Origin of the sequence: Desulfovermiculus halophilus DSM 18834 (assembly GCF_000620765.1) — a bacterium.
Classification (GTDB): Bacteria; Desulfobacterota; Desulfovibrionia; order Desulfovibrionales; family Desulfothermaceae; genus Desulfovermiculus; species Desulfovermiculus halophilus.
In genome coordinates, this window is the sequence record NZ_JIAK01000004.1 from 226777 (window position 1) to 249478 (window position 22702).

Annotated in this window: 20 protein-coding genes; 3 read left to right on the plus strand and 17 right to left on the minus strand. The window is 60.9% G+C overall.

The window, feature by feature from the left end; genetic code table 11:
* Positions 1-38 precede the first annotated feature (38 nt).
* The 10 genes from N902_RS0101165 to N902_RS0101210 all read right to left on the minus strand — a co-directional run bounded on the left by N902_RS0101165 (position 39) and on the right by N902_RS0101210 (position 13350).
* Positions 39-1838, minus strand: coding sequence for a sensor histidine kinase (locus tag N902_RS0101165; protein ID WP_027369430.1), 1800 nt, complete (start codon positions 1836-1838; stop codon positions 39-41).
* The gene (locus tag N902_RS0101170; protein WP_027369431.1) at positions 1835-2533 is read right to left on the minus strand and encodes a response regulator; all 699 of its coding nucleotides are present in this window, start codon (positions 2531-2533) and stop codon (positions 1835-1837) included. Before N902_RS0101170 ends, N902_RS0101165 begins: the two co-directional genes overlap by 4 nt.
* Before the next feature lie 3 nt (positions 2534-2536).
* A complete protein-coding gene (gene pstA, locus N902_RS0101175) occupies positions 2537-3688 on the minus strand; it encodes a phosphate ABC transporter permease PstA (RefSeq protein ID WP_244147352.1) in 1152 nt (383 codons plus the stop codon).
* A 72-nt stretch (positions 3689-3760) separates the two neighbouring features.
* Positions 3761-5008: a phosphate ABC transporter permease subunit PstC gene (gene pstC, locus N902_RS0101180; protein ID WP_425246315.1), complete on the minus strand. Its 1248-nt coding sequence runs from the start codon at positions 5006-5008 to the stop codon at positions 3761-3763.
* Between the two features lie 140 nt (positions 5009-5148).
* Positions 5149-6165, minus strand: coding sequence for a PstS family phosphate ABC transporter substrate-binding protein (locus N902_RS0101185; RefSeq protein ID WP_027369434.1), 1017 nt, complete (start codon positions 6163-6165; stop codon positions 5149-5151).
* A 181-nt stretch (positions 6166-6346) separates the two neighbouring features.
* Entirely contained in the window at positions 6347-7027 is a 681-nt protein-coding gene (gene purN, locus N902_RS0101190; RefSeq protein ID WP_027369435.1) for a phosphoribosylglycinamide formyltransferase, read from the minus strand.
* Between the two features lie 49 nt (positions 7028-7076).
* On the minus strand, positions 7077-8591 hold the full coding sequence (cobA, locus tag N902_RS0101195; protein ID WP_027369436.1) for a uroporphyrinogen-III C-methyltransferase: 1515 nt from the start codon (positions 8589-8591) through the stop codon (positions 7077-7079).
* Between the two features lie 22 nt (positions 8592-8613).
* Positions 8614-11268, minus strand: coding sequence for a valine--tRNA ligase (locus N902_RS0101200; RefSeq protein WP_027369437.1), 2655 nt, complete (start codon positions 11266-11268; stop codon positions 8614-8616).
* 91 nt (positions 11269-11359) lie between these two features.
* Positions 11360-12187: a bifunctional DNA-formamidopyrimidine glycosylase/DNA-(apurinic or apyrimidinic site) lyase gene (gene mutM / locus N902_RS0101205; protein ID WP_027369438.1), complete on the minus strand. Its 828-nt coding sequence runs from the start codon at positions 12185-12187 to the stop codon at positions 11360-11362.
* 65 nt (positions 12188-12252) lie between these two features.
* A complete protein-coding gene (locus N902_RS0101210; RefSeq protein WP_027369439.1) occupies positions 12253-13350 on the minus strand; it encodes an inositol-3-phosphate synthase in 1098 nt (365 codons plus the stop codon).
* A 283-nt stretch (positions 13351-13633) separates the two neighbouring features.
* On the opposite strand from N902_RS0101210, the gene N902_RS0101215 reads away from it, so the two are divergent.
* Entirely contained in the window at positions 13634-14176 is a 543-nt protein-coding gene (locus N902_RS0101215; RefSeq protein ID WP_027369440.1) for a nitroreductase family protein, read from the plus strand.
* Positions 14177-14222: 46 nt separating this feature from the next.
* Here N902_RS0101215 and N902_RS0101220 read toward each other — a convergent pair whose 3' ends face one another.
* The 4 genes from N902_RS0101220 to N902_RS0101235 form a co-directional block, all read right to left on the minus strand.
* The gene (locus N902_RS0101220) at positions 14223-16436 is read right to left on the minus strand and encodes a DNA translocase FtsK (RefSeq protein ID WP_051564066.1); all 2214 of its coding nucleotides are present in this window, start codon (positions 16434-16436) and stop codon (positions 14223-14225) included.
* 10 nt (positions 16437-16446) lie between these two features.
* Positions 16447-17004, minus strand: a complete 558-nt coding sequence (efp, locus tag N902_RS0101225; RefSeq protein WP_027369442.1) for an elongation factor P — start codon at positions 17002-17004, stop codon at positions 16447-16449.
* Between the two features lie 20 nt (positions 17005-17024).
* A complete protein-coding gene (locus N902_RS0101230; protein ID WP_027369443.1) occupies positions 17025-17486 on the minus strand; it encodes a type II 3-dehydroquinate dehydratase in 462 nt (153 codons plus the stop codon).
* A 322-nt stretch (positions 17487-17808) separates the two neighbouring features.
* Positions 17809-18603, minus strand: a complete 795-nt coding sequence (locus tag N902_RS0101235; protein WP_153304109.1) for a hypothetical protein — start codon at positions 18601-18603, stop codon at positions 17809-17811.
* A gap of 31 nt (positions 18604-18634) precedes the next feature.
* Here N902_RS0101235 and yihA point away from each other — a divergent pair, with 31 nt between their 5' ends.
* A complete protein-coding gene (gene yihA, locus N902_RS0101240) occupies positions 18635-19243 on the plus strand; it encodes a ribosome biogenesis GTP-binding protein YihA/YsxC (RefSeq protein WP_027369445.1) in 609 nt (202 codons plus the stop codon).
* Positions 19244-19266: 23 nt separating this feature from the next.
* On the opposite strand, the gene N902_RS15835 is transcribed toward yihA, so the two are convergent.
* The 3 genes from N902_RS15835 to N902_RS19605 are packed head-to-tail and all read right to left on the minus strand — an operon-like array spanning position 19267 to position 21752.
* Positions 19267-20346 carry an LptF/LptG family permease gene (locus N902_RS15835; RefSeq protein ID WP_051564067.1) on the minus strand — a complete coding sequence of 360 codons (1080 nt, stop codon included), beginning with the start codon at positions 20344-20346 and terminating at the stop codon, positions 19267-19269.
* Entirely contained in the window at positions 20343-21515 is a 1173-nt protein-coding gene (locus N902_RS0101250; protein WP_051564068.1) for an LptF/LptG family permease, read from the minus strand. Before N902_RS0101250 ends, N902_RS15835 begins: the two co-directional genes overlap by 4 nt.
* Before the next feature lie 60 nt (positions 21516-21575).
* Positions 21576-21752: a hypothetical protein gene (locus N902_RS19605; RefSeq protein WP_153304110.1), complete on the minus strand. Its 177-nt coding sequence runs from the start codon at positions 21750-21752 to the stop codon at positions 21576-21578.
* Positions 21753-21907: 155 nt separating this feature from the next.
* Between N902_RS19605 and N902_RS0101260 the strand changes: the two genes are divergently transcribed.
* Positions 21908-22696: an undecaprenyl-diphosphate phosphatase gene (locus tag N902_RS0101260; RefSeq protein WP_027369447.1), complete on the plus strand. Its 789-nt coding sequence runs from the start codon at positions 21908-21910 to the stop codon at positions 22694-22696.
* Positions 22697-22702: the final 6 nt, after the last annotated feature.

Here is a 22702-nt window from a genome sequence, read left to right on the forward strand (position 1 = left end):
CCGTCACTTCTGTGTGCCTTGAGCGTAGGGCCCGGGGATCATTGTCCAGCCCCGGGCCCGGCCTTGGGCAGACTGAAAGAGAACACAGAGCCTTCCAGGGTATCCGGGGCCGGGCTTTGAACCCAGATCCGGCCCTTGCTGTTGGCCAGGATATGGCGGCAGATGGCCAAGCCCAAACCACTGCCCTGGGGTTGATCCTGCTCAGTTCCCCGCCTTCCGCGGTAGAAACGCTCAAATATGCGCTCCCGCTGCCCGGCTTCCAAGCCGGGGCCATTGTCCTGCAGGGCCAGAGTCCACTCTTGCTCGCCCTCCTCGGCCCAGGCCCTGATCCAGCTCCGGGCCGGACCGTACTTCAGGGCGTTGTCCAGCAAGTTGACCCACACCTGGTATAGCTGATCCGGATCAACAGCCACCCAGACCCTGTGCTCCGGGAGTTCATTGTGCAGGCTCACCTCCCTTTCCCGGGCCAGTGGCCTGCATGCCTCCCAGGCCCTGACCAGAACCGTTTGCGCATCTGCCGCCGCCTGGTCCCTGCCGGCGCCCTTGGCTTCCAGCCTGGCCAACTGCAACAGATTGTCCAGCATATGGTTCATCTGGTTTGCATTGCGGACAATGACCTGCACGAAATCCCTGACCTGTCCCGGGTCCTGTCCGGGATGTGCGGCCAGGGACTCGGCATATCCCTTGATCGCCGTCAATGGGGTCCGCAGTTCGTGGGAGACATTGGCCACAAAGTCCTTGCGGACCTGTTCCAGCTTTTTCAGCTCCGTCACGTCATGCAAAACCACGATCAGCCGCTGTTCTTCCAGGGCCTTGAACCGAACCTGGATTACCGTTGCCTCCACACATATGTCCCGCGGCAGATGCAGGAAGACATGTTCGGTCCGCCCTTCGGACTGGCCCAGCATTCGGGTGCACAGCTCCTGAAGCTCCGGACTGCGCAGGAACTCAATGGGCTCGCGGTGCAGCACTGATCCTGACGCGCCGGACAGCTCGAGCATGGCCGTATTGGCCATGGCAACCTTGCCCCGGGCATCGAGGACAAAAACCCCCTCATGCATACCGTTGAGCAAGGTCTCCAGCTCATCCCGCCGGTTTGAGACCTCGTGCAGGGTGGCTTGCAGGCGTTTGGCCATTCGATTGATGCTTTGAACCAGAGGCTGAAAGTCCCGGCCCGGAGCTTGTTCGATCCTCTTGTTCAAATCGCCTGCCCCGATTGCTTCTGCGGATGCGCTCAATGTCGTGATCTCAATACCCAGCCGGCGGCTGATCAGCCAGCTGAGCACTCCGGTCAGGAGCACCACCCCGGCCAGAAAGAAGACGAGCTGCCCCCGCACCCGGTCCAACGCGGTCTGAACCTGCCGGGTCGGCATGGCCACTCGCAGCACCGCGGGCCGGGAGCCGGATATGGGCTCGGTGCGCAGGGATACATAGAGGAAGCTGGTCTGCAGGGTGGAGCTGTACCGCAGACTCTGCCCGGTTCCAGTGCGCATCGCCTCCTGTATTTCCGGGCGCCCGGCGTGGTTTTCCATGCCCGCAATCTCTTCCTGCAACAGACCGGAGTCGGCCACCACCCGGCCGGACGCGTCTATATACGTCACCCGCAGGTTCAAGTTCTGCCCGATCTCCTTGAGCACGTCCTGCAGCCAGGAGGGCTCCGCTGTCTGCAGCTCCCGGTGCACCAGCCAGTCTATATGCTTGAGATAGCGCATGGCGTTTGTAGCCGCTTGCCCGTGAAACTCCTTGGACACCACTGAGCTGAAGAGCAGATAGGCCGCAACCATCGCCCCGGCCAGGACCACAGCAAAAGGCCAGAAAATACGCTGCCGAAATCTCATGCCTCTCCCGCCTTTTTCAGTCTGTATCCCACGCCCCGCACGGTTTGAATCCACTCCGCCGCCCGCCCGAGCTTGTGCCGGAGGCGATGCATATGGGTATCCACGGTCCGGGCGTACCCGTCGAACTCGTATCCCCAGACCTGGTCCAGAAGCTGCTCCCTGGTCAGAACCCTGCCCCGGGAACGGATCAACGCGGCCAAAAGATGAAACTCCGTACTGGTCAGCTCCAGCTCCCGACCGTCCAGGGTGGCCTGAAAGGCGTCCATCTCGACCCGCAAACCGGCGTACTCCCAGACAGCCTCCTGTTCCTGCCGGTCCCGGGACCGGCGCAGGACCGCCTCCACCCTGAGCACCAGCTCCCGGGGACTGAAAGGCTTGACCACATAATCGTCGGCCCCGGTCTCCAGTCCCAGAATCCGGTCCCCCTCCTCCCCCTTGGCTGTGAGCATAATCACCGGGATGCGGGCTGTCTCCGCCCTGTCCTTGAGTGCCCGGCAAACAGCGATCCCATCCATCCCCGGCAGCATGAGATCCAACAAAATCATGTCCGGCCGATGTGTACGGGCGGTAATCAGTCCTTCCTCCCCGTGTTTGGATTGCAGGACGCTGTACCCCTGATTCTGGATGGTGAAGGTCAAAAGATTGAGGATGTCCGGGTCGTCCTCAACAATCAGCACACACGGAGTTTCAGCCATGCATCACCACCTACGTTCATAGCGCTTGCGCAGGAAAACAGCCGTGGCGTTTAAGAAAATAAGGACCGCCAGAAGGACCAGGATGGCGGCGGCCGTCCGTTCTGCATACGGACGCAGGGCTGCTGAGGACCAGGTATATATCTGGGCCGGGAGCACGGTAGCCGCGTCGGTGAAGCCGGGAGGCGCCTCCGGGATGAAGGCCATCATGCCCACGATAAGCAGCGGGGCGGTCTCGCCCATGGCCTGGGCCAGGGCGATGATCGATCCGGTCAGGATCCCGGGTAGGGAAAAGGGCAGCACGTGGTGGATGGTCGTCTGCCACCTGGAGGCCCCCACTCCGAAGGCGGCTTCCCGAATGGAATCCGGAACCGCCCGTATGGCTGCCCGGGAGCTGATGATGATCACCGGCAGGCTCATCAGGGCCAGGGTCAGCCCGCCGACCAGGGCCGAGGACCTGGGGACCCCGAAGGTGTTGATGAAAATGGCCAAGCCCAAAAGCCCGTAGAGGATGGAAGGGATTGCCGCCAGATTGTTGATGTTCACCTCGATGATCTGGGTAAACCAATTGTCCGGGGCGTACTCCTCCAGATAAATGGCGGTCAGCACCCCGACCGGAAAGCTGAACAGCATGGTCAGGAAAAGGACGTAGACCGTTCCCAGGGCAGCGGATTTGATCCCGGCGATCTCCGGAAGCTTGGAATCGCCGTTGGTGAAAAAATAGGTATTAAAGGCCAGGCGGATGTCTCCTTGGGCCTTCAGTGTCTCCACAACCTGCTTCTCCTGGGCTGAGAGGCCGCTGGGCTTGCCTTTCACATACTGATCCACCTCTCCCACGGCCACCACCCATTTGGTCTGCTCTGTGCCCATGAGCTCAGGATGGGTGCTCACTTGCCGGGGCAAGCGGCGGAAGAAGGCCCGGCTGACCAGGGAACGGCTCTGTTCACCCACCGCCAGCATGGGCACCTCCAGGCTCTGCTCAGTATAGCTGACCTCAACCTGTATCTGGGTCTGCCGAAAGGCGGAGTAGCCTTTGCCGATCAGATCGGCCAGAAAGACAAGCAGAAAAGAGCATCCCAGAACAAGGGCCAGAGCGCAATACAGCCTGAATCGTTTTTCGGCTCGGTATCGCTTCCGGGTTCGCTTTTCCGCTGACATACTGTCCTTGGTCATCGTTGTTTGCCTGCCGCGTGTTTCATTGGACGTTGTATCCAGACATGGCACGAAGTACTACAGCTCGTATTGCTGTTTAAACCGCCTAATGACCACAGTGGATATGACATTGAGCACCAGGGTGACCACGAACAGGGTCAATCCCAGACCAAAGGCGGACAGGGTCTCAGCGCTGTCAAAAGCCAGATCCCCGGTCAGGGCGTCCACTATGCGCACTGTGACCGTGGTCATGCCTTCCAGGGGATTCCAGGTCAGATTGGGCCGCAGCCCTGCGGCCATGACCACGATCATGGTCTCCCCCAGCGCTCGCGAAACCCCGAGAAGAAAAGCGGAAACAATGCCCGGCAGGGCTGCGGGCAGCAAGACGTGCTTGATGGTCTCCGATTGGGTGGTCCCCAAGGCGTAGGATCCCTCGCGCATGCTTTGGGGAATGGAGTTGATGATGTCGTCAGAAAGGGAGGAGATAAAGGGAATGATCATCACCCCCATAACCAGCCCCGGGGTCAGGGCGTTGGTGTAATCCGCTTCCAGCCCGAGCATCTCTGCTCCGGCCACCACTAAAGGACTGACCGTGATGGCTGCGAAAAAGCCATAGACCACGGTGGGAATCCCGGCCAGGATCTCCAGAACCGGTTTGGCCCAGCCCCTGATGGTCCGCGAGGCGTACTCAGACATGAAGATAGCGGAAAGAAGACCGATGGGCACGGCCACCAGCATGGCGATGCCTGTAATCATGAATGTGCCGGCAAAGATGGGAACTGCACCGAACTTTGGTTCGGCGGCAGCCTCCCCGGTCCGTCCCGCTCCGGATAAAAACGCGGCATCCGGGGCCCATTTGGTTCCGGTGATGAACTCCCAGAGACTGACGATTTGGAAAAACTTGATGGCCTCGAACACAATGGAAAAGACAATGCCCAGGGTAGTCAGGATGGAGACCGCGGAGGCCACAAGCAGCAGCCAGCGGATCACGGTTTCCACCTTTTTCCTGGCCGCCAGGCCGGGCCGAATGGCCCGCAGGCCCACTATCAGCCCTCCTGCTGCACAGGCGAGTGCGGCGGCAACAAGCATGGACGGCGGTGCGCTGTACGCATCCACGACATGCAGCAGGGCGAAAGCAAGGGAGGCGGTCAGAGCGGGCAGGACCAGCCAGATGCAGGAATACCAGCCGTAGAACCCCGGTTGGGAATGGAGCCGGCCACCTTGGGCCTGCTGTACCTGTGCCTTTCGGCGGCCCAGCTGATAGGCCATGACAGCCAGGGGCACAAGACCGCCGAAGAAATAGAGGAGCATATTGTCGTCTGTCACCCTGCTTTCTCCACTCTGTCTTCTCGCATCGATCTTCCGGGGCCTGTGTTCCGGCTCCGGCACAGGCGCATGGACAAAGCCCGGCCCGCGGGTTGATCCGCGGGCCGGGCCTGGCCTTGCGGGACGAACGGCACGGCGGGTTAGTGTTTCAAATCGGACTTGGTCAGCAGGGACCGTTGCTTCCAGGCGGCCCGGGCGGCCTCCCGGTCTTCCTTGGGCATCGGAATGAGCCCGATCTCTTTCAAGTAGCCGTAGTCCCCGATCATCCTTTCACTCAAAAACAGATCCACATACTCCTGGATGCCGGGGATCTGGTCCAGATGAGCCAGCTTGACGTAGAAGTAAAGGCTGCGGGCCACAGGGTATTCTCCAGAGGAGATGGAATCCGCTTTGGGAGCAACGCCGTCGATATGCACCGCCCGGATCTTGTCCCGATTGTTGTCCAGGAAGCTGTAGCCGAAAATGCCCAGGGCTTCCGTATCCTTGGTCAGGCGCTGCACGATGAGATTGTCATTCTCCCCGGCCGGAACATACGCCCCATCGTCCCGGATGGTGCTGTACTCCCCGCCGTAGGCCTCGAGGCCATCGCTGGCCGCTTCCATGACCAGTTCTTCAAAGGCGTCCCTGGTCCCGGAGGTGGTCGGCGGGCCGTAGATGGTGATCTTCCGGTGGGGCAGATCGGGATTGATCTCATCCCAGTGGGTATAGGGGTTTTCCACCAGCTTGCCGTCCTGGGGGACCTTGGCGGCCACGGCCAGCAGGATCTCCTCCCGGGTAAGGTTCAGCTGCGGGTTGCCCTCATGTTCGCAAAGGGAGATGCCGTCGTAGCCGATGAGGACTTCATGGATCTTTTCCACCCCGTTTTTTTGGCACCGCTCATACTCGCTGACCTTCATTCTCCTGGAGGCGTTGCTGATATCCGGAGTATCCGCTCCCACCCCCTCGGAAAACAGCTTGAACCCGCCGCCCGAGCCTGTGGATTCAATCACCGGGGTGGAATACTTGGTCGTGACCCCGAACTCCTCGGTCACATAGCTGGCAAAGGGATAGACCGTGCTGGATCCTACGATCCTGATCTGGTCCCTGGCCTGGGCCGGACCGGCGATCAGGAGAAGTGCCGCCGCGCTCAGGGCGAACAAATTGAAAAGGCGTTTCATGGCTCTTAACCTCCTGGTGTGCTGTGGTGTTTGCCGGGCTGTCCAAAACAACTGCAATCACCATATGCATCCCAGGTGCCAAGAGTGTCACAACAATGTGACAATTCTGTTACAAAAAAGGCTTTTCTGTCCGGACCACAGAAAAGCCTTTTTGTACCCTTTGCTCCGGAGTGATTTCCGGTCAAAAGCCTAATTCCAGGCCGGGATTGATCAGACAGGGGAAAACAGAGGATGTATCCGCTGGCTCCGAGTGGGAGGAGAGGACATGGACCCGGCCTTGTGCTATCCGCAGCCGGTCTTCAGCCATCCACTGCACGGCCTGGGGGTAAATACGATGCTCCAGGGCCAGAATCCGCCGGGCCGCCTCCTCTTCTGCGTCCTCTGGATACAGAGGGACCGAGCCTTGAATAATGATCGGACCGTGATCCAGCTCCTGATCCACAAAATGGACAGTGGCTCCACTTACCCGCACCCCGTAGTCCACGGCCTGGTTTTGGGCATGCAGGCCCGGAAAGCTGGGCAGCAAGGAGGGATGGATGTTCAGGACTCGATTCGGAAAGGCCTGCACAAACTCCGGGCTGATCAGGCGCATATACCCGGCCAGGCACACGGCCTGCACCCCGAAGCTGTGCAGGATGGCGATCACCGCCCGGTCGTGGGCCTGCCTGGAAGAGTACTCAGCCTGGGGCACAACGCGACAGGCTATGCCGTGCTTCTCTGCCCGTTCCAGGCCCTTGGCCCGGGGGACGTTGGAGACCACAACCTGGATACTGGCCTGCAGCGAACCCTGCTCGATGCGGTCGATCAGGGCCTGCAGGTTGGACCCGCCGCCGGAGATGAGAACTGCTATAGGCAAGGACATAATTGGTATTCGTTATCGTAAGGCCGGCCGGGGGTCGCCCGTTTCCTGCTCAACCTGCATCCTCCACCAGGGCCTGGGCCAGGGCCGGCACGGTATACTCTGCAGGCTGCACATGGGCGGAAAATCCGTACCCTTCCAGGGTCCTGGCCGTAATCGGCCCGATGCAGGCCAACTTGACCTGGTCCGGAACAAAGGGATGCAGCTGTTCCGGAGGAATAAGCCGGAAAAAATTTTCCACAGTGGAGGAGCTGGTAAAGGTCACATACTGGATCTCACCATTATTCATGGCCTGCAGGATGTCCTCCCCGTTCTGCTCAGCAAGACCGGTCCGGTAGACCGGGACCACGTCCACCTCGGCGCCGGCCCGGATCAGCTCCCTGGGCAGGATCTCCCTGGCCTTTTCCGCCCTGGGGATGAGCACTCTGTTCCCGGCGATCCCCTTCTCCTTCAGACTGGAGATCACGGACTCAGCAACGTACTTCTCCGGGACCACATCCGGATTGATTCCCTTGTCCTGCAAGGCCCGGGCGGTGGCCGGACCGATAGCCCCCACCTTGGCCCGCCCCAAGGCCCTGGAGTCCAGCCCTTTTGCCTCCAGCACGGACCAGAAGTGCCTGACCCCGTTGACTGAGGTGAAGATGCACCAGTCGTAGGAGCCCAGCCTGTCCACGGCCTCCTGCACCTCTCCCGTATCTTCCAGCGCGGAGATGGCGATGGTCGGAAACTGATAGCAGCAGGCCCCGTGCTCCTGCAACAGCTGGAGGAGGGAGCTGGCCTGCTCTCTGGCCCGGGTGACCACCACTCCCCGGCCCAAGAGCGGCTTATGCTCAAACCAGGACAAGGTGTCCCGCAGGCCGACCACCTGGCCGACGATCAGCAGGGCCGGGGCCTTGAACCCCGCAGCCCGGGCCGCGGGCGCTATATCCGCCACCGTCCCGGTCAGGGTCTGCTGCCGGCAGGTCGTGCCCCAGCGGACCAGAGCCGCTGGGGTGGTTTCCTCCATCCCGGCCTGAACCAGATTGGCTGTGATCGAATCCAGGTTCTTCACCCCCATGAAGAAGACCAGGGTGCTGGCGCTCTGGGCCAAAGCCGCCCAGTTGTGGGCGCTTTCAGTCTTGCCCGGGTCCTCGTGGCCGGTAATGAAAGTCACTGAAGAAGAGTACCGCCGGTGGGTCAAAGGGATGCCGGCGTAGGCCGGAGCAGCAACCGCCGAGGTCACTCCGGGCACGACCTCGAAGTCGATCCCGGCTGCCACCAAGTCCTCGACTTCCTCCGCCCCCCGGCCGAAGACGTACGGATCCCCGCCTTTAAGCCTGGCCACGCACCGGCCGGACCTGGCCTTGTCCACCAGCAGGGCGTTGATATCCTGCTGCCCCATGGTGTGATCTCCGCCCTTCTTGCCCACATAGATGAGCTCCGCGTCCCGGCGGCAGTGCTCCAATAGTCCGGGGCTGGCCAGGTAGTCGTAGACAACGGTGTCTGCTGCGGCCAGGATCTCCCGGGCCCTGAGGGTCAAGAGCCCTGGATCCCCGGGTCCGGCCCCAAGGAGATAAACTTTGCTCATAAATAAGACTTCATGCAGGGGTTCAGGCCACGCACTGCTGCAGCCTGCCCTGCAGCTCAGCCAGCTTTTCCCGTTTTTCCCGCAGCTCCTTGAGCCGGGAGCGCTCCTTGTCCACCACCTCGGCCGGGGCCTTGGCCACAAAATTCTCGTTCTCCAGCTTCTTGCCCAGGCCCTGCATATCCTTGTCGATCTTGGCCAACTGCTTGTCCAGGCGGGCCAGCTCGGACTCAAAATCAACAATCCCCTCCAGGGGCACATACACCTCACAGCCCTGGACAACGGCACTGGCCACGGCCTGGGGGGGCACGACCTCGGGCTGGACAGTCAGGGACTGCAGCCGGGCCAGGGTGCAGATCACCTCCTGCTGCTCCTCCAGAAACGCCGCCGGCCGCCCCTCGGCCTGAACCAGGACCTCGAGCTTGGTGGAGGGCGCGATGTTCAGCTCGCTGCGGATGTTCCGGATGCTGACCACCACGCCCTGGAAGAACTCCATATCCTCTCCCAAGGCGGGATCCTCGCTTTCCGGATGCAGGGCCGGGAAGGCGGCCGCGGCTAGGTTCTCCTCTTCCCGGACCGGGAGATGGGACCATATCTCCTGACTGACAAAGGGGATGAACGGATGAAGGAGGATCAATATCTCGCTCAGGCTGTGCAGCAGACAGGTCTGGGCCCGGGAGCGGGCGGCGGGATCCTGGCTGGAGAGCTCGTTTTTGATCATCTCCAGATACCAGTCGCAGTAGGTGTGCCATACAAACCGGTACAGGGTCTGGGCCGCCTGGTTGAAGTGGTAGCTGTCCAGGGCCCGGGAGACCTGCTTCTTGACCTGCTCCAGCTCATGCAGGATATAGCGGTGGCTGAACCCGGAGACGTCCTCCCGGTTCAGGGCCGGCACATCCTGGTCCAGATTCATCAGGGCGAAGCGGGCCGCATTCCAGATCTTGTTGATGAAGTGCTTATAGCCTTCAATCCTGGACTCGGAGAGCTTGATGTCCCGGCCCATGGCCGCGAACACGGCCAGGGTAAAGCGCAGGGCATCCGCGCCGTACCGGTCGATCATGTCCAGGGGATCGATGACGTTCCCGGTGGACTTGCTCATCTTCCGGCCGTCCTCGTCCCGGACCAGGGCGTGGATATAGACATGGCGGAAAGGCACCTCATCCATGAACTCCAGGCCCATCATCATCATCCTGGCCACCCAGAAGAATATGATGTCAAAGCCGGTGACCAGAACGCTGGTGGGATAGAAGGCCCGCAGGTCCCGGGTCTCGTCCGGCCAGCCCAGGGTGCTGAACGGCCAAAGGGCGGAGGAGAACCAGGTATCCAGGACATCCTCGTCCTGGACCAGGTCGCTCCCCTGGCAGGACGGACACCGGTCGGGATCCTCCCTGGCCACGATAAGCCGGCCGCAGTCGCGGCAGGTCCAGGCCGGGATACGGTGTCCCCACCAGATCTGCCGGGAGATGCACCAGTCCCGGATGGTGTCCAGCCACTCGTCGTACAGGTTCTTCCAGTTGGCCGGAAATATACGGGTATCCCCCCGGTCCACGGCCGCCTTGGCCTTCGCGGCCAGGGTGGACGTGGCCACGAACCACTGGGTGGAGACAGCCGGCTCAATCACGGTCTGGCACCGGTAGCACTGCCCCACCTTGTGCCGGTAGGGCTCCTGTTTGATCAAAAAGCCCTGGTCCTTGAGGTCCTGAACCACCTGCCTCCGGCACTGGAAGCGGTCCATCCCTGCGTAGGCTTCCCCGGCTTCCGGCGCCATCCGGCCGTTCTCGTCAATGACCCGGATAAACTCCAGACCGTGGGCATTTCCCAGCTCGAAGTCGTTCGGATCGTGGGCCGGGGTGACCTTCAGGCAACCGGTCCCGAACTCCCGGTCCACATAGGGATCGGCAATGACCGGGATCTTTCTGCCCACCAGCGGAAGCTCCACTTCCCGGCCGATAAGCTGGGCATAGCGTTCATCTTCAGGGTGAACGGCCACGGCAGTGTCCCCGAGCATGGTCTCCGGACGGGTGGTGGCGATGATGATCTCCTGGTCCCCATCTACCACCGGATAACGGAGGTGATACAGCCCGCCGTCCATGTCCTCGTGCTCCACTTCCAGATCGGCCAGGGCGGTCTGGCACCGCGGGCACCAGTTGATGATGTAGTCCCCCTGGTAGATAAGGCCCTGTTCATAGAGCCGGACAAAGACCTCGCGCACGGCCCGGGACAACCCGTCGTCCATGGTGAACCGCAGCCTGGACCAGTCCACAGAGGCCCCCATGCGCTGGATCTGGTTCAGGATCTTGTCTCCGTACTCCTGCTTCCATTCCCATACCCGGTCCACGAACTTTTCCCGGCCCAGCTCCTCCCGGCTGGTGCCTTCCCGGGCCAGGGCCTTTTCCACCACGTTCTGGGTGGCGATCCCGGCATGATCCGTGCCCGGGACCCAGAGCACGTTATATCCCTGCTGCCGCTTGTACCGGCAAAGGACGTCCTGCAGGGTCAGGTTCAGGGCGTGCCCCATGTGCAGGGTTCCGGTCACATTGGGCGGGGGAATGACAATGGAAAACGGGTCCTTGTCCGAATCGGGATCCGGGGTGAATGTCTTCGCCTCATCCCAGAACCGAAGCCATCTGTCTTCTACGTTCTGGGGCTCATACCCCTTTGAGAGGGATGCGTTGTTCATGTCCTCTTTGCTCCGCTGGATACAGATTGCCACATTGCGGGTTGCTGATTGTGCCCTTCCCGGTCCTGCCTGCTGCCGGCCCGCTCCAGGGCTATCCGTCCCGTGGCTGGCAGCAGGGACAGACGACAGTGGTCCGGCCGGCGACCCGAATCCTGGCCAGCTCTGTGCTGCACTGCCGGCAGGGCTGACCGCTGCGGCCGTAGACCATAAAGGTGTCCTGATAAGATCCCGGCCTGCCCAGACCGTCCACATAGTCCCGGAACGAGCTCCCCCCCGCATGCACAGCCCTGGTCAAAACGTCCCGCAGGCAGCGATGCAGAAAGCCGAGCCTGGTTCGGGGTATCCTTTCCGCCTGGGTCTGAGGATGGATGCCGGCCAGATGCAGGCTCTCATCGGCATAGATATTTCCGATTCCGGCTATGCAGGTCTGATCCAGGAGCAGAGCCTTGATCGCGGCTCGTCTGGAACCGAGACAGGCGACAAACTCCATCTCGGTCATCTGCAGAGGCTCAGGCCCCAGCCGGGCGTAAAACGGCCAGGCCGAAAGCCCGCTGCTGTGCATGCATCGCAGATATCCGAACCTGCGTTGATCCTCAAAGACCAGAGTACTTGCGTCGTCCAAATGGAAGATGCACCGGGCATGGGAGGTGAGCTCCGCTGTGCCTGGAGGAAAAAACAGGAACTTGCCGGTCATTTTCAAGTGTCCGGCCAACACCTGCCCGGCTGAGAGCTCAAAAAGCAGGAGCTTGCCCCGCCGTCCGACGCTGCATATGCTCCGCCCGGCCAGCCGTTGGGCAAAGGCCTGCGGGTCGCCATGTACGCTGCCTGGGGCCAGGACCTCGAGGTCGGCAATCCTCCGGTCCTGGACCAGAGGGGAAAGCCCCCGGGCAATGGTTTCGACTTCTGGGAGTTCAGGCATGTGGGTTTGTGAGAAAAGGCAACCGCTTATCTCAAAAGCTCCATCCGCTCAGATCAAGCGCCGGGTTATTCCGAACCGAGGATAAAGTCCTCGGTCTTCTGCCAGGCGGTATCGTCGTTGTACTGTTGCGGAGGATGCTTCATAAAATAGGAGGACGGCCCGAGCAGGGGCCCTCCCTGGCCGCGTTCCAGGGCCACCTTGATACACCGGATGGCATCGATCCCACAACCTGCCGAGTTGGGGGAGTCCTCTACCGAGAGACGCAGCTCCAGATTTATCCCCACATCCCCAAACAGCTTGCCGTCCATACGGATGAAGGCGATTTTATTATCTTTTTGCCAGGCTACGTAGTCGCTGGGGCCGACATGGATATCGTCTTCGTTCAGGCGTTTGCCGGCCACGGCCTGAACCGCCTCGGTCTTGGACGTCTTCTTGGACTGCAGGCGGGTCCTGTTCAGCATATTCATAAAGTCCGTGTTTCCGCCGGTGTTCAGCTGGTAGGTCCGCTCCAGGGGCACCCCCCGCCGGCGGAAAAGGTCTGTCAGCACCCGGTGAACGATGGTGGCCCCCATCTGAGATTTGATGTCGTCTCCGATGATGGGAATGTTCTTGTCCGCAAATCTTTGGCCCCACTCTGGGTCGCTGGCAATGAAAACCGGAATATTGTTCACAAACCCGATCCCGGCTTCCAGGGCGCATTGGGCGTAGAACTGGACCGCCTGTTCCGATCCCACCGGAAGGTAGTTGAGCAACATCTCGGCCCCGCTTTCCTTGAGATAGGCCACTACCTGCTCCTTGTCCGGCTCAGGCTCGTCTGCCGGGACAAAGGTATTGTGTTCTGCATATCCCTGCATATGTTCGGAAAAGCCGTCCAGGATGCGTCCCATGCGGACCTCGACATCCTGCTTCGGCACGTGGGGATAAAAAGTCTGGGTGCAGTTGGGAGGAGCAAAGATGGCTTCCGATACATCCCGTCCAACCTTGCGTTTATCGATATCCAGGGCCGCAACCACTTGAATGTCACTGGGCTTGTATCCCCCTATCTCCCAGTGCATGAGTCCGATGGCATCTTCAGGGGTCTTGTCTTGGTAATAGAAAAAGCCTTGAATCAGCGAGCTTGCACAATTGCCAATTCCGGCTACAGCCACTTTGATTTTTTGCATCTTTGAACTCCTTTCCCTCCATTTCACCACGCATACAATCCATGCCCCAGGTTCTTATGCTCTCAGCCGTTTCCTGGCTTCGTATCCATGCCCGTTCCAGGTTGTCGGGCCAAAGGCTGGTGGACTTCGTCCTGCATTTTGGGTACAACGGACAATCAAAGCTATGTGCTCGATTCTGCATGCACATCAGCTTGATTAGACTCAGGTTTTGGTATCAGAAACCACGGAAAACTTCAATTGAACGCCCTGGGGCATCTTTGCCCCACATCGTGGAGGAAGCCTTATGACGGATTGGATTCAGGCCATCAAAGACAGACGTTCTGTGCGCAAGTTCGAGGAGCAGCCCCTCAGCGAGGACCAGATCCAGACCCTTCTGGAATCCGTACGCTGGTCCGCGTCCTGGGCCAACACCCAATGCTGGGAGGTGGTCGTGGTCCGCGACGAGCAGATCAAGTCCCAGCTGCAGGAGACCATGGCCAAGGGCAATCCAGGGACCAATGCCGTGGTCCAGGCCCCTGTGGTCTTCGCCCTCTGTGCCAAGCTACAGACCTCCGGATACTACAAAGGGCAGGCCCCGACCAAGTTCGGGGATTGGTTCATGTTTGATCTCGGACTCGCAGCCCAGAATTTGTGTCTCGCCGCCCACGCCATGGGCCTGGGCTCAGTTATGCTCGGCCTCTTCGACCACGACCAAGCGGCCCGGGCACTCAAGATGCCGGAGGCTATGGAGCTGGTCACCCTGATCCCGGTCGGGGTCCCGGCCAAGGTCCCCTCCCCTCCCAAGCGCCGGGAGATCGAGGAGTTTACTCACTGGGACACATTCTGATTCAGCTGTGCAAGATTGCGGGGCAGCCCCTGGCTGCCCCGCAATCCTACTGCCTGAGCACCGTCCTGGGTTTGCTCCCCTCCTGGGGACCGATGATACCATCCCGCTCCATCTGTTCAATAAACCTGGCCGCCCGATTGAATCCGATGCGCATCTGGCGCTGAATCATGGAGATAGAGGCCTTGCCGCTGGTGACCACAGACTCTACTGCCTGATCGTACAGAGGATCCTGGCTGATGTCGTCGTCGGCTCCGTTCCCCCCACCCCCCTGCTGGTCCTGCTTCCACTCGGCCAGATCCACCTGGGCTGGCGCCGGCTCCTTGTGCTTCCAGAAATCAATGGCCGCATTGATCTCATTGTCGCTGATAAATGCCCCGTGAATCCGCTCCATCCGGCCAGCGCTGGACTTAAAAAGCATGTCTCCCTTGCCCAGCAGGTACTCGGCCCCACCGCTGTCCAGTATGGTCCGCGAATCGTGTCTGGAGCTGACCTGAAAGGCGATTCGGGCCGGAAAATTGGCCTTGATCAGCCCGGTGACCACATCCACCGAGGGGCGCTGGGTGGCGATGATCAGGTGCAGACCGGCGGCCCGGGCCAGCTGGGCCAGACGAACAATGCTGGCCTCGGCTTCTTTGCCCGCGGTGAACATCAGATCGGCCAGCTCGTCGATGATGATGACCAGAAAGGGCATGCGCTCCAGGTCCTGCAGCTCCTCCGGGAGGTCGTCCCCCATCTTGGCCAGCTTGGAGTTGTAGGCCTCAATATTGCGTACACTGAGCCGGGCCATGGCCGCATATCGGCGGTCCATCTCATGCACCGCCCAATCCAGGGCCGTCTTGGCCATATCCATCTCCGTGACCACCGGGTGAATAAGATGGGGCAGATCCCCGTAAGGGGCCATCTCGATCCGCTTGGGATCGACCAGCATGAGCTTGAGGTCCTGGGGGGAATGAGTGAACAGGAAGCTGGTCAGGATGCTGTTCAGGCAGACGCTCTTTCCGGCTCCAGTGGCTCCGGCCACCAGGAGGTGCGGCATGTGGGCCAGGGACTCGGCCCGGGCCTGGCCCTGGATGTCCTGCCCCAGGGCCATGGTCAGCGGCTTCTGGGATTTCTGGAAGGCGTCCGACTCGATGATGGAACGGAAATAGACAGTCTTGCGGTCCTGATTGGGGATCTCGACCCCCACCAGATCCTTGCCCGGGATAGGGGCCTCGATACGCACAGCCGATGCCTTCAGGGCCAAGGCCAGGTCATCGTTCAAATTGGCGATCCGGCTGATCTTCACCCCGGGGGCGGGTCTGAACTCGATCATGCTGACCACCGGTCCCGGCTTGGTCTCCACCACTGTGCCCTGGACCCCGAACTCGTCCAGGCAGGATGCAAGCTTGTCGGCCACGCCCTGCAGATCATCCTGAGTGTGCTCCTCCTGGGCCGGGATCTGATCCAAAAGGTCGGCCGGGGGCAGATCGTGCTCCGCACTCAGCCGCTTGATCGGCTTGACCGGCTCCGGGGGCTGGGCCGCGGGGACAGGCTGGGGGGTGCTGCGGCTCTTTGCCTGCTTGCGGGGTTTGGGCTTTGCCTTGGCAACGGCTTTTCGGGACCGCAGTCCAGCCTGGTCCTCTTTATCCGCGCCTTGTCCCTGCGGCTGAATCCTGGCCGTCCTGCGCCCCGCCCCGGCAACCCTGCCGAGCAATCCGGCCAGCGCATCCGCCGCTTTGCCTCCGGCCTGAATCAAAGCCCCAAGCAGAGAGGACCAGGATATGCGCAGCGCGGTCTGCAGGCCGACCAGGGTCAGAAAGACCCACAAGATCGCACTCCCGCCGGCATGCAGATAGCGCATGCCGAGCTCCTGCAGGCTCTGTCCCAGGTATCCCCCGCCGGCCATGTCTCCGATCCGGAACCCGGCATGGCTGGAGAGGACCTCCAAGCCGACATGTCCGCACAGGAAAAGGATGCCCCAGCTAGGCAGCCTGGTCCAGCCCACGCCCCGCGGAGGCCACAGGAGGCGGCCCGTGGCCAAGAGAGCCAGCCCGGGGACGATCCACGCCCCCACCCCCAGAAGATCGACCAGCATCCCGGCCAGCATGGCCCCGATCACCCCGCCGGCATTGTGCACGGCGTACAGATCCGAGGACGCCGAGCTCAAGGACGGATCCTGGGCCGAAAACGTGGCCAGACTGAGGATCACAAAGATCGAGACGCATCCCAAGCCCAGGGCGCTGATCTCCCGGACCAGCTTGTTTCCGTCGATGACTACCATGGATCCCGGTCTACTGCCGTCCCAAATATTCGCCGCTTCTGGTGTCCACCTTGATCATGTCCCCGGGCTCAATAAACAGCGGGACGTTGATGGTGATTCCGCTTTCCAGAGTGGCCGGCTTGCTGGCCCCGCTGACCGTATCCCCTTTGATCCCGGGTTCGGTATCCGCCACCTGCATGACCACGGATGCAGCCAGCTGCAGGTCGATGACCTTGCCGTTATAGGTCAGGACCTTGACCTCCTGGCCGTCCGTGAGGTAGCCGCCCTTGCCCTTGAGGGTCTCCGCATCCACATCCACCTGCTCGTAGGATTCCATGTCCATGAACACGTAATGCTCGCCGTCCCGGTACAAGAACTGCATATCCTTGGCCATCAGGTCCGGCTTGCTGATCTTCTCCCCGGACCGGAAGGTATGGTCCATCACCCCCCCGGTCATCAGATTGCGCAGCTTGGTCTTGATATGGGCCCCGCCCCGGCCCACTTTTGAGTGCTCAAAACTGAGGACCTCGTACGGATATCCGTCCAGCTCTATCTTCAAGCCGTTGCGGATGTTGGACGTATTATACATGCGCCTCCTCCAGCCTTGTGTTACTTGTTCTGAAGATGCTCGATCAGGGCCGAAACCGCCAATGCATACCCCATCAATCCAAAACCGGCAATCACTCCGATGCACCAGGGGGCGATCAGGCTCTGGTGACGTATGGACTCCGCCCTGGCCCAGACATTGCTCAGATGGACCTCAACGCACGGGACCTCGATCCAGGCCAGACAATCGGCCAGGGCCAGGCTGGTATGGGTGTAGGCCCCGGCATTGAGCACAATCCCGTCCGTTCCGGATGTGTGGGCCTCTTCCAGCCTGTCTATCAACGCACCCTCGCTGTTTTTCTGATCCATGTCCCAGTCTATCCCGGCCGCCCGCTCCGGTCCCAGAGTGGCCCGGATGAGCCGGGGAAGATCGTCCATGGTCTTTTGGCCGTAGATATCCGGCTGCCGGATTCCCAAGTGCCCGAGGTTCGGACCGTTGAGGATCAAAAACTTGCGTCTGTTCATGGTAGTCGCCTTTTCCTGTGCTCAGCATGCAAGAAACCGAATGAACACTGCGACGAAACTCCAGATATTTCCGTTATTCCCGCCCAAGCGGGAATCCTGGCTCTTTTTTATCGTTCCCACGCTCTGCGTGGGAGCTATAATGAAGACTCTTCACTAGATTACCACGCGTTTCTCGTGGTCCAGATGTGTTCAGCGATTGGAGACGGGCAATAGTGGAACGACGTAACCAGCAGCATGGGCTCTTATCTTTCGTTGCACGGATCAAACTGCACTTCATGATCGAAGACCATTGCGGCTTCCTCCGTTCATCCGGGTCGGCCCCCTACTTGGGTTCCGCCGGAGCGGACCATTGAGGGCTGGAGGGCAAAGGCTCCGGCTCCACGATGACCTCCTCGATCTCCCTTTTCCGGCCGTCCCGGGATGCAGGCCTTTGGTCCCTTTCCCTCCGGATGGATACCCGGACCGGACAGACTGCGTCTCCGACCCGGATCTCTCTGTTGGTCTCCAGCAGTCGCCCCTGGGCAAGGGTGCCCAGGACCTGGGTGATCCGGCCGGTCCCGATCATGCGCATGACCGGGGCCTCGACCCCTGCGGCCGGCCTGGCCACCAGAAAGAATGCGTTTTCAGCCCCGGACAGCCACTGTCCGCCCCGGATAAGGACATCATCGAATCCAGCGGCCATGGAGCGCTCTCCCCGCAGGTCAATGATTTCCCCCTCCAGGCCCGCCCTGGGCGCAAACCGGACCTGGACCGCATACCACCCGGAGTAGACGTCCGCCGAAGCGTCATACTCCACCCCCGGATCCTGATCCAGGATCAGAAAGTCTCCGGACCGCGGGACAGAGACAATGCCCTCCTTCTGCTCAAAAAGCAGCCCCCTGGTCAGCCAGACGTTGAAGACCTCCCTGACCCCCCGGACCGCGCCCCGATCCTGCAGGAAGGACGCCGGATCCTCGCCCTCCGGGATATCGGGCCCATCCCGGGAGACCTGGACTGTTGCCGACTCCTTCCACTGTGTAGTATGCAGGGCCTGGGTCGGCGGCGTGCTGACCTCACCCTTGGAGGTGCAGGCCACAAGACAGCAAAGCATACCAAAAAGAATAAGGCTTCTACGCACAGCTCCCCCCAAACGACTATTGGAAACACCAATGACACTGGATCTCGAGCTCGAATATACCGTCTACACCCTGGGCCAGATCAAGGATTGGGCCAGTCCGCAAATCGTGGTTGCCGGACGCTCCAATGTGGGCAAATCCAGCCTGATCAACACCCTGGCCGGAAGGAAATCCCTGGCCAAGACCAGCTCCAGCCCGGGCAAGACCAGAAGCATCAATCTGTACTGGCTGCCTGAGCTCCACGGCTATCTGGTGGACCTGCCGGGCTACGGCTACGCCAAACGCTCCAAAAAGGAGCGGGACCTGTGGGCTCAGCTGGTGAACAGATACTTTGAACGCAACGCCGTGCAGGTCAAAGCGGTGATGATCCTCATCGACAGCCGCCTCAAGCCCCAACAGCTGGACCTGGATCTGGTCAACTCCTTGAAAGCCCAACAGATTCCCATTCTGCCTGTTTTAACCAAAGTGGACAAGACCAAAATGGGCTGGCGGGCCAAGATCCGGCGCACCTGGCTGGACCTGACCGCCGCGTCATTCCAGCCTGTGCTGTTTTCAGCCAAAAACGGGCAGGGGAATACAGAACTCGCCCAATATGTACAGGACCTGCTGCAGGACTCCTCCGGCGGACCGAACCAAGCCTGAGAGGACAGCGGGCCTGCCCAGGGTCAGGTCACTCGGCCCCGGATCTGAATCCCCAACCCGAGAGCAGTCAGACCGCCGATCAGGAGATTGCCCATCCAGGCCCCGAGCCAGGGCGGCAGCGCGCCGCTTTCGCCCAGGGTGCCTCCCAGGGTATGCATGCTCAGCATGCCGAAGATGATCCCCAGGCCGCACCCGATGGAGGCAAAAAGATTTTCCCACTTCCGGGTCAAAACCAGGGCCACTGCGGACAGCACCAGAACGGAGGCTGCATAGCTGATCTTCAGATGCCAGGCCGTGCGCAGCAGTTCCACATTCGCTCCAGAATCCTTGAGGCGTTCAATGTGCGCCCTGAGTTCCCACAGAGACATATCCTCGGGCTCATTGTCCTCCTGGGAGACCTGCACGGACTGGAAGCTGAGCTCCAGATCCGGGGAAAGCGTCTCCTCTGTGGAATACGCAAAACTCTGGGGATCCAGGACCTCCGCTTCCTGCAGCTGCCAGCCCCCATCCCCGGCACGTAAAGCTTCAGCCTGAATCAGCCGGTCTATCTCCGTAAACCCCTGGTCCACAGCGTACAGGGTGAGCCCGCGAGCCTCCTGCCGTGCGGGCCACACCGCCTCCATGTGCAGGACAGTCTGCCCGCTGCGGAGCCATAGGTCGTTGATCCGCTCCTGTGTCTTCTCCTCTCTACCGCCCAGGGAGTCCCAGACCGCATCGCTTACCTGCTGTCCCTGAACCCCGAGGCCCTGGGAAAAACCCAGCTGGACCCCGCTCCAGACCAGCCCGAGCACAAGGACCGTGCACACCAAGCGGAAGTAGGACACCCCTCCTGCTTCCAGAGCTGTCGTCTCCCGGCGCTTGCGCATGCCGGCAATCTGAATGACCAAGCTGAGAAAGACCACCGCCGGCAGGATCTCGGAGAGGATGAGGGGAATCTTGGCCCCGAAGTAGACCAGGATCTCCCATGCAGCACCGCCCTTCTCCAGCATCCGGTCCAAGCGGTCGAAGACATCGACCAGAAGGTATATCCCGGTGCAGGTCAAAAGGCAGATGCCCATGATCAGCATGTTGTTCCACAGGAGATGGCGGGTAAAGGTCTTCATCGCCGGAATACCCCCTGCACAGCCGAGAAGATCCGCTTTCCCGCCGGTGTCCCCCGTTCGTGCAGGGCCTGCCTGAACAGCCCGGCGGACAGGGCCAGGAACAGGACATTCGGAGACCAGGCCCCGACCGCCGGAGGGACCATGCCCAGCTGCCCCAGGCTGATGCCCAGAGAAAAAACGGCATAATAGGCCAGAAAGACGCCGACAATCAAGATCGCCCCGTATTGGCGCTTGAGCTCGTCCAGTATCCAGCCCAGGGGCAGAGCCACAAGCCCGAGAACAATGCAGGCAGCCGGAAGAACCAGCCGCTTGTGCCGCTCCACCTGCACGCTGCGCAAGAACTCCTCCCCCTTGTCCGGTCGCCTCTCAGGGCTCTGTGCCGCTTTGTTCAGCTCCGGCCAGGACATGTATCTGGGCTGGTCCTGCTCCACATCGACGTTCTGCAGCAGTCGACTCAGATCCAGGGAGACCCTGTACGAGGAGAAGGAGAGCACATCCATGCTGCCCTGCTCCACCCGGAACATGCGTCCGTCGGTGAGGATGAAGTATATCTTGCCTTGGGCGTGATCCGTCGCGACCCGGCCCTTGGGGGCCACGATATTCACCCCGTCCTTTGTATGGGTCATATCATGGATGAAGATTCCGGCTATTTCTCCGGTTTCCCGGTTCACATTCTGGGCGTAGACCACGAGTCCGGGAAAATCGCGATTGAACACCCCGGGACGCAAGGAAAGCTGGGCCTTGTTCCGGGCCAGATCCAGGAGCTTGTGCTGAAACTGCTCCATGCCCCAGGAAACGCCGAAGAAGGACACCCACAGGGTCAGGCCGGCGCACAGCACAAGAAACAGGCTGGGAGCAGGCAGGATCTGGGACAAAGAGATGCCTCCGGCCCGAAGGGCCATGAGCTCTCTGTCCCCGCTCATGCGCTGGAAGGTCAGAAATGTGCTGATCATCCCGGCGATGGGGATGAGCAGCATGAGAAAAAAGGGGGCGAGATAGACGAACAGGGCACCGATATCCAGGATGGAGAGGTCCATGTTCACCAGGACCTCTCTGAGCCTGAGCATCTTGCCCACCAGCAAAAGGGTGATGAAGACAGCCAGACACAGGGCCCCGATGCTGATCAGCTCCCGCACATTTTCTACATATAGGCGTTTGACGACTCTCAATCCCGATGCCTCTTCATTTTGCTCCTCGGGCCCTCAAATATCCGGCCGCCAGAAAGGGGTTCACGAATCCTGATCAGCCAGCAGGCGATAGAGATAGTCCTCCTGCTTGGGATCCAGATTGAAGGTAAAGACCGCGTCCCGCACGGCCTTCTTCCGGTCCTCGCCCTGGGCCACCCGGTCGCTGACCCGCTGCAGGGCGTCGCGGACCTTCTTGTCTTTGGGAATAATCGTGGACATCTGCTCTGCCTCCTCGCATGGTCGTTGAATCTCATCCGGTCTCTCCGGGCAAACTGTCCCGGGACTCTACCTGAGGCCCACCCAGCTTGCAACTTTGGACCCGATCAAGTACCCCTGTTCCTCGGCACCGAAAACCCGCACCCAGGGGAACCTGCATGCACGACTATGTGATCGCTGTGATCATGGGGATAGTGGAAGGGCTCACCGAGTTTCTGCCGGTATCCTCCACCGGCCATCTGATACTTACCGGACACGCCCTTGGTTTTACCGGGCCGGCCGCTGAAATGTTTGAGGTGGTCATTCAGCTGGGGGCCATCCTGGCTGTTGTGGTCATGTACCGCAGCCGCTTCGCTGCTCTGGTCCGCCCTGATCCGAACCTGGCCTTTTCCGGACCCCGGGGGCTGTATCTCCTGTTTTTGACCTGTCTGCCCGCCTCGGTCCTGGGCCTGGCCACCAGTGACCTGATCAAGGAATACCTGTTCAACCCCCAGACCGTGGCCTGGGCCTTGGCTGTCGGGGCCCTGGCCATCCTGGCGGTGGAGCGCATGCCCCGCAGCAATAGATACTCTTCTTTGGACCAGATCACTCCCTGGCTGGCCCTGGGCGTGGGCATCTTTCAGTGCCTGTCCCTGTGGCCCGGGTTCTCCAGATCAGCGGCCACCATCATGGGCGGAATGCTCCTGGGCGCTCAGCGCAGACTGGCCGCGGAGTACTCCTTTGTGGCCGCTGTGCCCATCATGTTCGCCGCCACCGGCTATGATCTGGCCCGGGGCTGGCATCATCTGGATCCAGGGACTTGGATGACCCTGGGCATCGGCTTTGTGGTCTCCTTTTTCGCCGCCTGGGCTGCGGTCACAAGCTTTATACACCTGCTCTCCAGGATCACCCTGCGTCCTTTTGCCTGGTACAGGCTGGCCATTGCCCCCCTGATCCTGATTTGGTAAGCATCG